Source organism: Apibacter sp. HY039 (assembly GCF_004023655.1).
Taxonomy (GTDB): Bacteria; Bacteroidota; Bacteroidia; order Flavobacteriales; family Weeksellaceae; genus Apibacter; species Apibacter raozihei.
On sequence record NZ_SAYM01000002.1, the window covers coordinates 220,236 to 232,298 of the forward strand.

Consider the following 12,063-nt stretch of genomic DNA (forward strand, 5'->3'; position numbering starts at 1 on the left):
TATTATTGTCGTCCGGCCATTAAGTACCATTTTGTACCATCTGAATACAAATGCAACGCCGCACCTTTAACTAAATTTGTAATATTACCCGGTGTCGTTCCTGTAAATGTCAATATTTGCCCACAATTATTAAATAAATAAACTGTACCGGTGATTGTAGTTGCGGAAGGAAAATTTACAGTACTATTATCTACACCTTCTGGATTAACCATCTCAAAGTAATTATACGAAGTATAACCAGACCAATCCACACTCGTGGAAACATTTACAGAGACTGCATTAGGAGTGAAACTTCCATTACCATAATCTTTAGCTTCTGATGATGCCGGAGCTACAGCTGTCCATTTTAAAGTAGTATTATTATAATAATAAAAACCTGTGCTGGTTATACCGGCTGTTTTTGGTGAAGATCCTCCGGTTACATCTGTAACAAATATCAATACTCCGTTTTGATTTTCTAAATAAACATCATCTTTAGCTACCAGTTGAGCTCTTGTAATCCGTGGAATTAAAATTCCATCCTGAGCTCCAGTATCATTTGGTTTACCATCTATTTGTAATGTAACTTTTGGGTCAACAGTATTTACTCCTACCTGCGCATTTATTAATGAACACATTCCTAAAATCATTGTTGATGCTATTAAACTTTTTTTCATAACTTAATTTTATTTATTATAACAATTTAGATTTTTGCCCTAATTATAGCATGCTGAAATTTATATACAACATATTAATATAAAAAACTAATTAAAAAATAATTATTACTAATATTATATACACTAAATAATATTTAGACACCATAAAATCCTATTATTATCAATTAATTATTTATTACACAACAATAATTTAATATATCTAAAAGAACTTTTGTTCGCTAAAAAAAAATTTATTAATACTATACATATGTTTCTAATTTTACATCATAAATATATTTTAATAAAATAAACTACCTTAGTTTAGTATAAAATACTATTCACAAAAGTCTAACATTTTTCATAAAAAAACAAATTAAATTTGATCTTTTTATAAAAATATAAAATAAATTTTTTTTTTATTTGTTTAATACAGCATAGAATATCATATATTATAAATTTATTTGTTATTAAAGTCATTTTTTATTATTAACTAATAAGCCATTTCTAAATTTTAACAAATTATTTTATAAATGATAATTAACCAATTCAGTTTACTATCATATGGAAACTATAGATATTTAATATAAGAATAAAGTATAAAGTATACAATACATAAAATGATTGCACTTATATAATACTTAAAGTAGATTTAAAATGAGTAAGAATATAAGCTTATTATTACAAAACTTTTAATTTAGCAAATTTCAATAAAAGTTTCTTTTCACCTTCATTTTCAAATTTAATAAGAGCTTTAGCATTCTCCGGATCACCTTCAATAGCAAGGACAACTCCTTTACCAAATCTATCATGCAAAACTTCATCCCCTGTTTTAAGATTTGAAATAGATCCACCCACAGGATGGGATATTTTGGCATTATTTATAGGTTTTAAATTCTGTGATACCGGTGCAGTTTTAGTTTCTTTAATTTTCTGATATTTAGGATTGGGACCTTTGGGGTATCGAGGAGCAAAATCGTCGTCAAATAAGTCTGAATCTAAGCCTGAATTGTTTTTAAATGCATTCCCAAATTCAATATTTAATATTTCTAAATGTTTATCACTGATTTCTTCCAAAAATCTGCTAGGCTCTCCATCCACAATTTTCCCCCATCTGAATCGGGTGGTAGCATAGGTAAAATAGGCCTTTTCTTCGGCTCTGGTTAAAGCTACATAAAAGAGACGTCTTTCTTCTTCCAAATCCTGGCGAGTATTCATTGACATTTGAGAAGGAAATAGGTTTTCTTCTAAGCCAACAATAAATACAACTGGGAATTCAAGGCCTTTAGCCAAATGAATGGTCATAAGAGAAACTTTATCTTCTTCTTCATCACCGTTATCCAAATCAGAGGCCAATGCAATATTTTCTAAAAAATAATTTAAGCTGGGATCTCCTTCATCTAGTTGTCTTTGCTCATCTACGAATCCTTGAATGCTATTCATTAATTCCTGAATATTCTCAACTCTTGATATCCCTTCAGGAGTATCGTCTTCTTTCAAATTTTTTAAAAGACCAGAAGTAACTGCTACTTTCATTGCTACTTCATAAACATCTTCGGTTTTAAGAAGTACCTGAAAACTCTGAATCATAGTCCAAAAATTGGAAAGTTTATCCGTTGTAGGTTTATTTAAACCTATAGCCTGACCATACATAGCTATATTTTCTAATATCTCATCCAGCGTTTTACCTTGTTGATCTGCTCCAACTATTAATTTATTTAAAGTTGTATCTCCAATACCTCTTGCCGGATAATTTATAATACGTAAAAGGGCTTCCTGATCTTTAGGATTTACTAATACGCGTAAGTAAGCTAATAAATCTTTTATTTCTTTTCGCTGATAAAATGATAATCCTCCAAATACCCTGTAAGAAATATTTTTTTTTCTTAATGCCTCTTCAATAGCACGTGATTGAGCATTTGTCCTATATAAAATGGCAAAATTCTTATTTTTTCTTTGCTGGGACATTTTTAATGAAAATATCTCTGCAGCTACATAATTCGCTTCATCTGCATCTGACAATGCTCTATAAATAGGAATTTTATCTCCGGATGGATTTTGTGTCCATACATTCTTTTCCAATTGTTCCCTATTCTTGGATATAACTTCATTTGCAGCTTCTACAATAACCTGAGTTGAGCGATAGTTCTGTTCCAATGGTATTACTTTTGCATCAGAATAATCTTTTTGAAAATTTAGAATATTTCTAATATTTGCTCCTCTAAAAGCATAAATCGACTGCGCGTCATCACCCACTACACAAATATTTTCAAAGCGAGAAGCCAATGCTTTTACTATAAGGTATTGAGAATGGTTGGTATCTTGGTACTCATCTACCATAATGTATCGAAATCGATCCTGATATTTAGCCAAAACTTCAGGAAATCTTGTAAGCAATTCGTTGGTTCGAAGCAATAAATCATCAAAATCCATTGCTCCAGACTTAAAGCATCTCTCTACATACGATTTATAAATTTCACCAATCTTAGGTCGCATGGCAGCAGCATCTGCTTCCATTAATTCTGGGTTATTGTAATAAGCCCGGACTGTAATCAAATTATTTTTATAAGTAGATATTCTGCCCAACACTTGTTTGGGCTTATAAATGTCAGTATCTAACTGCATTTCATTAATAACCTTTTTTATAACATTGACGCTGTCCTGTGAATCATATATTGTAAAATTAGATGGAAATCCTAATTTTTGAGCTTCAGATCTAAGTATTCTTGCAAACACGGAGTGAAAAGTACCCATCCATAAATTTTTTGCTTCCGTCCCTCCTATCAATGAAGATATTCTTTCTTTCATTTCTCTTGCTGCTTTATTAGTAAAAGTCAGGGCCAAAATATTAAATGAATCTACACCTTTGTCAATCAGGTGAGCAATACGGTATGTCAAAACTCTTGTTTTACCGGAACCGGCTCCAGCAATGATCATTAAAGGTCCATCTGTGGTACTAACGGCCTGTCTTTGAACTTCGTTTAAGTCTGCAAATAAATCTTTCATACAAGGCACAAAGTTACGGAAATTTGTGTTTTTGTCTGCTTATTTTTTTTAATCCCCAACAGGTTAAAATTTACCTTATACAAATTTTAAAATTTTAAGTTTACATTCTTATGTTAAAAAAAAAGAGGCTTATTTCGTATAAATAATATACTCTTTAAATGTATAAGTAATTGAAATAAAAATCTCACAGATATAGACTGTGAGATTTTTATTTGAAAAAGAATTAAAGAGATATTTTAACTCCCAATAATTTATAGAATTCTGATAGTAAAGCTGCATTGCCCGGCCAGGCTGGCGATGTCACTAAATTTCCATCTAAAACAGTATCTGCAGGTCCTACTTTTTTATAATTTCCTCCTGCCAATATTACTTCTGGTCCTACAGCATCGTAGCATGTAAGTGTTCTTCCTTCAATTACATTAGCAGCTGTAAGCACCTGTATACCATGACAAATAGCAGCTACCGGCTTATTATTTGAGAAAAAATGTTGAGTAAACTCGATAATTTTATTGTTTAATCTAATATATTCCGGCGCTCTACCTCCGGTTATAAATAATCCATCATATTCACTGACCTGAACTTCTGTGAAAGTTTTATTAATTACGAAGTTATGTCCCCGCAATTCCTGATATGTTTGAAATCCTACAAAATCATGGATAGACGTAGCAATACTATCACCTGATTTCTTATCAGGGCATATAACATCAACTTCTATTCCAATCGAAAGCATTGCCTGATAAGGAACCATGAGTTCATAATCTTCCACGAAATCGCCGGCAAATATCAAAATTTTTTTTTTCATAATTTTTATCTGAAATTTATGAAATAAAAATATAGTATTAAAATTGGAAACTAGTTTTAACAGAATATTAATGTTTGTTAGGTACGTATTTTTGAATTTCGTTTTATTTATAGGCTGATTTATAAAATAGTGGTAAATTTGCAATGTGAAATTTGTACAGTCATTATTTTTAGTTTGTCTTATTCTTTTTGCAAACATGAACTTTTTTGTGTACCAGAATTGGTGCCATGGAGAAAATATTGGCTATACTATTAACTCAAAAAAATTTAATAAGGCTCTCAGGGCTTCTACGCATAAAGAAAATACAAGTTTTAAAAAAGATAATTGCTGTAAAGATGTATTAATTAAATCTCATAGTCAATCTCTCTTTTCTACAGACAGCGGTTTTATATTATCAGTTTTAAATATTAACGGAATTATTCAAGAATGGAATTGGGATTTTACATATGTATCAAGCCTGGAACAAAAAATTATTCCGGGTCTATGTCCTAATCCTCCTCCAAAAAATAAGCAACTCTTTAAGCTATACTGCAGGTATACATTTTACGGTTAGTTTTCATTTGATTTTCGATTCATTAACATAATAAACTCAATCTGATCTGATCTGATTTGATTGGTTGAATTATGAATTATTATTTATTAAAAAAATCAAATGAAAACATATATAACATTATTATTTATAAGTGTGGGAATGCTTGTTTCTGCACAACATTCAATATTGAAAGGAAAATTATTTACATCTACAGAAGATGGAATAGTAGTACCTATAAATGGTGCCGATGTTCATTGGAAAGAGCATCCCGTTATGAAAACCGTATCCGATAGTCTTGGCAATTTCGAACTCATGTATCATGCCGGTTTATATAACATAATTGCTGAAAAAGAAGGATTTGTTCAGTTGGAAATGAAAATAGAATCTGTTAATGAACCTGTAGAGCTTTTTATGGAGGCTGAAAAAACTGCTGGAGAAAAATCTTTAAACGAAATTATAATTCGGGAGCGAGCCAAAGCTGTATCTATAAAATCAAACTCAGTATCGCTTACTTATACTATAAATAAATCGGAACTACTTAAAGCTGCTTGCTGTAACCTTGCAGAAAGCTTTGAAACTAATCCTACTGTAGATGTGTCTACAACCAATGCTGTTACTGGCTCTAAGCAAATAAAACTTTTAGGTTTAGATCAAAAGTACACCTCTATAACCGTCGAAAATATGCCTGAAGTGCGTGGCCTGACTTCTGCTAATGGTATTAATTACCTTCCCGGCACCTGGATTAATTCGATACAACTTACTAAAGGGGGAAGTACGGTAAACAATGGTTATGAAGGTATTACAGGACAAATTAATACTGAACTACTTAAATTTAAAGATAAAAATTTTACTCATATCAATTTTTTTGGTAATCAAAATGCAAGGCTTGAACTCAACGTAGTCAATGCTACTAAACTTGATCGTGATTGGAGCAACACATCACTTATCCATTTAAACGGTCGTTTTTCCAAAGAAGATATGAATCATGATGGTTTTCTTGACATGCCCCTTTCCAAACAGGTAAATGCTATGAACATTCTCCGGTATGATGGTATACAAAAAAATGGATGGGGATCCATTTTTGCAGTCCAGGCATTATATGATAAGCAAATCGGTGGTGAAAAAAAATTCAGAGAATCTACTGACAGACTTACGCAAAATTATTATGGACTTGGTATTGAAAATTCACATTTTGAAATCTGGAATAAGACAGGTTATGTTTTTTTAAATAAACCCTATCAGAGTATTGGATTACAGACTAAATACATTCATCACAATATCGACAGCTATTTTGGTCAAAGATTATATATTGGAAACCAAAATACGTTTTTCACTAATCTGATTTTTGAAAGTATTATTGGTAATACTAATAACAAATATTCACTGGGTGCGAGTTATCTGCACGATTCATATAATGAAGATTTTGAAAATGTAAATTTTAATAGAAATGAAAGTGTTCCTGGTTTGTTTGCGGAATATACCAACACTTCTTTAAAAAACTTAACTGTTGTTGCCGGAATACGGAGTGACTTTCATAATCTAGCGGGAACTCAGATACTTCCACGTTTAAACGTAAAATATTCTTTATTTCCTAAAACCACTTTACGTATGTCTGGCGGAAGAGGTATGAGAACCGCTAATATATTTGCTGAAAACATGCAATATTTTGCTTCATCCAGAAAACTACATATTAAACAAAATAATGGAGATGTCTATGGCCTTGAACCTGAAATTGCATGGAATTACGGTATTAGTATGATACAGGATTTTAATGTAGGTAAAGTTAAAAATACATTTACCATCGATTTTTACAGAACTGATTTTACTAACCAGGTGCTTACAGACCTTGATCATTCTGCTCAGGAATTATGGATATATAATCTTGAGGGGAAATCGTATTCGAATTCGTTTCAAGCCGTATGGGATATTTTTCCTATTCAAAATCTTGAATTGCATTTTGCCTATAAGTGGTATGATATAAAGGCTGAATATATGGATGGAAAAAAACAGGTTCCGTTTACTTCTAAAAACCGAGGGTTATTTACGGCTTCATATTCAACAAATGAAACCGACAAAAAAAGCAAATGGGTATTTGATTTTACTTTGCAGTATATAGGAAAACAAAGGCTCCCTGATACTTCCAGAAATCCTTTAGAATTTCAAAAAAGAGCATATTCTCCAGACTATGGACTTATGAACGCTCAAATTTCCAGACATTTTTCAGAAAAACTTCGTCTATATATTGGAGTAGAAAACTTAGGGGGTTATAAACAAAATCATCCGATTATTGATTCGGAGAATCCTTTTGGTTCTTATTTCGATACCTCAGTAGTTTATGCACCTATTGTTCCGGCCATGTTTTATGCAGGTTTTGATGTAAAATTATAATTAAAATGATAAATAAAAAAGCTCAAATACATAGTATTTGAGCTTTTTTATTATTTGCTTTATTTTAAAGCTAAATTAATAATTTCTTCTAAAATTATTTCTAGGTCTTTCTTCTCTTTCTCTTGCTTGGGAAACGTTAATTACTTTTCCGTCTACTTCTTTTTGATTTAGTTCTTCGATTGCTTTTCTTGCATCATCATCTGCCATTTCAACAAAACCAAATCCCCTTGATCTACCTGTTTCTCGATCGTTAATAATTTTAGCAGATTGTACATCTCCGTATTCAGAAAATAGGTCATGTAAATCTTCGTTTGACAACCTGTAGTTCAGGTTTGAAATAAAAATGTTCATATAAAAATATTAAAATTGATAAAAAAATTGTTTGAGAAAAAAATCAGACTAAAAACTATTTAATTGGGTACTAAAGTAGAAGAAAGTATAATGAAAATCTCAATGCGCTAATGTACATATTTTTTATTGAGAAACTACTATTTTATTGTTTTATTTTTTACATAATTAAAATTTAAATAATTAATTATGCTTTCATAATAAAAAAACTCTGAATAAAGTTTTATTCAGAGTACTATTCATATATTGTTTTAATATAAATTAATATAATAAATCCTTGGTTTTATTATCATGAATTTCCAGATTATAAAGAGTTTAGAAATGCTAGTAAAGACTCTCTTTTCTCAATGCTCAGAGCTTTAAATTTTTCTTTAGATGTTTGTGCTTCACCTCCGTGCCAAAGGATAGCTTCTGTTAAATTGTTCGCCCGGCCATCATGTAAAAACATTGTATGACTATTTACTTTATAGGTTAAGCCTATTCCCCATAATGGGGGAGTTTTCCACATGGTACCATCTGCCCGGAAGTCTGGCCGATTGTCTGCAAGGTTTTCTCCCATGTCATGTAATAACATATCCGTATATGGATAAAATGTTTGATATGACAATGTACTTACTGGGTTATATCCTGTTTTTTGTTTAGGTGTGTGACATACTGCGCAATCTAATTTTTCAAACAATGCTGCTCCTTTTTTTACCTGAGAATTGTTAATATTTCTTGGTGCCGGTACAGCTAATGTTCTACAGTAAAACTCAAGATATCCAATGTGTTCATCACTAATTTCAGGATCATCATCTAACCCATCCAACAATACCGGGTTATTTTCGTAAGGTCTGTAGGAGCTGGTGATTCCCATGTCTCCGTGTAATGCTCCTATAGTTTGCACTAAAACCGTTGGATTATTACCTTTCCATCCGAACCTACCTAAATCCATTTTTTGATTCACTTCATCCCAAACCCAATTTGCTATACCTTTAATTCCATTTCCATCTTTATCTGTGGGATCTTCCCGACTAAGTATATCCTGTACAGGAATGCTTTCAAGTAATCCTAAGCCAAAAACGGGTCTTCCTATCCTTGGAGAAAGCATATAACTGGCAGGTAATTTTGCTAACGGATGAATATCTATTAAGGAATAATTAGGCTTTTTTAATACAACCTGAGTTCCGTCTGCTAATGTTTCTGTTATTTGCGTGTGTGTAACTTTAAATCTTGCTTCTGGTTGAAATCCATAAACAGCCTGATTTTGAATCTGATCACCGAAAAAAGGATCTGGTTTAGGTCCGCCATGTTCATTGGTTCCCGGAATACTAATTCTTAAAAAAAATCCGCTTAAATCATTTATACTGGAGGGAAATGGTGCTCGTCCATCGCGCGGATGACAAGATTCACATGATCTGTTATTATAAACCGGCCCCAGCCCTGGTCGTACAGGATTAGGCGCTTTTACAAAGTTAGCTTCAAACAACACGTCTCCTCTATCATGTTTATAAATTTCGCCAGATGAAAGTCCATCAATCCTTTCTCCATAAGCTAAGTATGAGGTAGAAAATGTTGTTGTTGCTCCACCTGCAAATAAACGATCGCTTATATCCAATTGTTCTTCATCAACCACTGGTACATTTAATTCATCGTCTGAACAAGAATAACTTATTATAAGCAGTAGAGTTAAAATTATCTTTTTTAAATCTGTGTATTTCATGTTAGTTTTTACCATTTTATTTTTGAGTTAAAATGGCTGTTTTATTTTAAATTGGTTTTATTTTAAAAAGTTGTTAGTCTTAGAAATTATTTTGAATATACGGCTTAAGCTCCTGATCAATTATCAGTTGCAAATCATTAACTTTTTCCTGTGCTTGTTCTACTGCTGTAGGATTATTTATAACTGCATTGGTAAAATTGCCTAAACTTTTTATACTAGCTATTGCAGCATCCATGGCATTAATGATTTTAGTATCCAAAACAGGATTTTTGTCTTTCAGCAGGTTAGATAGAGAAACTCCTGAAGAAGTTCCGTATATTCCTGTATAGCTATTTTTAACTCCTTGAATATTATCTGCAAAATCTGTTACGGAATTTTTACTGAATCTTGATTCTTCTTGTGTTAAGTCAGCACTGGCTCCTGGAATAGGATTTCCACTTTCGTCTTTTGGAGCTAATACATTCCCAATTTTTTTATTAGCAACTTCTCCTGTAATTTCCTGCATTCCCTCAATTAATTGAATCAATACATCTTTATAAGTTAAAAAATCACCTTTGTTGCCTACACTTGGAGAGGTAAATGTATAGTAGTATTCCTGTTCCCACGCATCTTTAACGGCTTTTGTTTTAGCTACTAAATTTTGTGCTACCGCTTTAGCGAATTCTAATTCTCTCGAATTAGTAATTTTTGTTTTTTCGGTGAAATCTACCTGTTGATTTTCCATTCTTTCCGCCCAAAGCATATATTCTAAAGCATGAAACCCTCCTGTATTTTCCCCGTCAATAACTTCTGCGGTAATAGGTTTATTGTTATCCAAAATCTGATTGGTGGTTGTAACATCTATAGGCCAGGTATCAATAGCATCATCAACATTTTCCACACAAATTGAATTATGCTCTCCATGAACCGGACCAAATAAGAAAGCTTCAGAGTTTTCCCATGCTACACGAGCTTTTCTCCAGGCTTCTTTAGCTGTATTCAAAGTTGTTACATCATTAAGCTGAATAGCATTAACAGCCGTTTGTAGTTCCAATGTCTTAGTATATAAATCTCTATAATTCTCTACAATTCGATCAGCATTGTTTGCTACAATGTTTTCAATTTTCTTTTCTTCTGCTACTACCGGAATATCGTTTGAATCATTGTTACTGCAATTTTGAAAAAAAAGACTTCCTGCAGTGGCTAAACTTAGATAAAATAAAATTCTTTTCATTTTTGTTATTTTTATTTATTTATTAAAATTTAAAACCTAATCCTAGGCTAAATGTATTTTCTTTTTCGTGTTGTTTAGAAACAGCTAACGTATTACGATCTTGTTTGTAAGAACCCAGTACTCTGGTGGCATAATGTGCTTTTAATACCACCTGAGGGGTTACAAGCCAGTTTATACCTGCAGTGTATACATTACGTTTCCATCTTGGTTTTTTCACATATACTCCTTCTACTCCCTGCATGGTATTGTAATAATCATATCTGATAAAAGGATAGAGTGCCTGGTTTGTATTTTTGAAAAAAACCGGAAGTATATCGTAACCAATCTCTGCTGCTATTCCTAAGGCATTTTTACCTACAGGAGTTCTTTTATTTCCTAAACTTTTAGGTGAATACTTATTTGCTAGAGAAATTACATCTGAATTTTGTATATCTCCGTATAAAAAACTTGTATTAAATCTTAAGCGTTTTTCATTGTAGGTAAGATAAGCTCCTATTATTTTCACGTAACCTTTTTTATCTCCTATCCTAAGCTCGTTTTTCTTAGGTCGGTTTGCATTTGCATCATTTATATAAGCATAAATACCCGCATAGGTATCTTTATGAGTACCAAATTTATAGTTTATAGCTCCTGATACGGCTACACTTTCTGCATTTGCCATTTCGAACTTGGTCTGCTGTCCTTTTTTAATCCAATTCTTTGAAGAAAATTCAGATGAATCCAATCCATTGGTAAATGATAATTCGTAAAACCAATGGTTATCTATAAAACCATAGAACTGAATTCCATTCTCATACCAGCCTAATGGAAGCATAGTATTTTCCATTTCCGGACGATAAGCTGTAAAATATTGAGTCGGCGCATCTAATCTTTGTGCCAATCCTATATGTATTTTCATTCTTCCCAGCTTAATTTTCATCCATTTTTTTATATCAAAATTAATATACAATTGTTCGAGATTTACTTCTCCTCCCTGTTCAATTTCCTGTTCAAATTCTCCGGCTTCTTCATCTACATCATATTCCATAGTTGTTCCTACACCTCCATGTTCAAACTCAATCTCTGATCTCATACTTAGCCAATCGTTAAATCTGTATCCTAAATATAAATTCAGACGCTCCAGGTCTGTTTGATTTTTCAAATACGGATTTGTATCGTATTTATTGTTAAAATAGTTGATTGCCCCGTATCCGTTTAAAGTGAAGTTTTTTAAACTAAAGGCTGGATTTTTGTCGTTAAGATCTTTTTTTAATTCAGAAGCTATTTCAGCCCTTAATTCAGCTTTAATTTCTTCCTTAATCTTTTCTCTCTCTAAAGAGTCTATAGATTTTGTTTGGGATTTAACAATGATCATAACATTGCATAAGAGCAATAAGCAAAGGAACCTTTTCATATTGGAAATTTGTTAGTTTATATAATTTTCCAAATGTATATTTTTAT

Annotated in this window: 9 protein-coding genes; 2 read left to right on the plus strand and 7 right to left on the minus strand. The window is 31.9% G+C overall.

Features of this window, described 5'->3' with window-relative positions:
• Positions 1-2: 2 nt before the first annotated feature.
• The 3 genes from EQ921_RS05065 to EQ921_RS05075 all read right to left on the minus strand — a co-directional run bounded on the left by EQ921_RS05065 (position 3) and on the right by EQ921_RS05075 (position 4,440).
• Complete coding sequence (locus tag EQ921_RS05065; RefSeq protein WP_128330837.1) at positions 3-656, minus strand: hypothetical protein; 654 nt, start codon at positions 654-656, stop codon at positions 3-5.
• 657 nt (positions 657-1,313) lie between these two features.
• Positions 1,314-3,638 (minus strand): ATP-dependent helicase, encoded by a 2,325-nt coding sequence (locus EQ921_RS05070; RefSeq protein ID WP_128330838.1) that lies wholly within the window; start codon positions 3,636-3,638, stop codon positions 1,314-1,316.
• Positions 3,639-3,861: 223 nt separating this feature from the next.
• The gene (locus tag EQ921_RS05075; RefSeq protein ID WP_128330839.1) at positions 3,862-4,440 is read right to left on the minus strand and encodes a DJ-1/PfpI family protein; all 579 of its coding nucleotides are present in this window, start codon (positions 4,438-4,440) and stop codon (positions 3,862-3,864) included.
• Positions 4,441-4,585: 145 nt separating this feature from the next.
• Between EQ921_RS05075 and EQ921_RS05080 the strand changes: the two genes are divergently transcribed.
• Entirely contained in the window at positions 4,586-4,993 is a 408-nt protein-coding gene (locus EQ921_RS05080; RefSeq protein ID WP_128330840.1) for a hypothetical protein, read from the plus strand.
• A 99-nt stretch (positions 4,994-5,092) separates the two neighbouring features.
• A complete protein-coding gene (locus EQ921_RS05085; protein WP_128330841.1) occupies positions 5,093-7,360 on the plus strand; it encodes a TonB-dependent siderophore receptor in 2,268 nt (755 codons plus the stop codon).
• 75 nt (positions 7,361-7,435) lie between these two features.
• Here the strand turns inward: EQ921_RS05085 and EQ921_RS05090 are convergent, their stop codons facing one another.
• The 4 genes from EQ921_RS05090 to EQ921_RS05105 form a co-directional block, all read right to left on the minus strand.
• The gene (locus tag EQ921_RS05090) at positions 7,436-7,711 is read right to left on the minus strand and encodes an RNA-binding protein (RefSeq protein ID WP_128153108.1); all 276 of its coding nucleotides are present in this window, start codon (positions 7,709-7,711) and stop codon (positions 7,436-7,438) included.
• A gap of 301 nt (positions 7,712-8,012) precedes the next feature.
• Positions 8,013-9,410 carry a di-heme oxidoredictase family protein gene (locus EQ921_RS05095; RefSeq protein WP_128330842.1) on the minus strand — a complete coding sequence of 466 codons (1,398 nt, stop codon included), beginning with the start codon at positions 9,408-9,410 and terminating at the stop codon, positions 8,013-8,015.
• Positions 9,411-9,489: 79 nt separating this feature from the next.
• Positions 9,490-10,623, minus strand: coding sequence for an imelysin family protein (locus tag EQ921_RS05100; protein WP_128330843.1), 1,134 nt, complete (start codon positions 10,621-10,623; stop codon positions 9,490-9,492).
• 22 nt (positions 10,624-10,645) lie between these two features.
• Positions 10,646-12,016, minus strand: a complete 1,371-nt coding sequence (locus EQ921_RS05105; protein WP_185144509.1) for an autotransporter outer membrane beta-barrel domain-containing protein — start codon at positions 12,014-12,016, stop codon at positions 10,646-10,648.
• Positions 12,017-12,063: the final 47 nt, after the last annotated feature.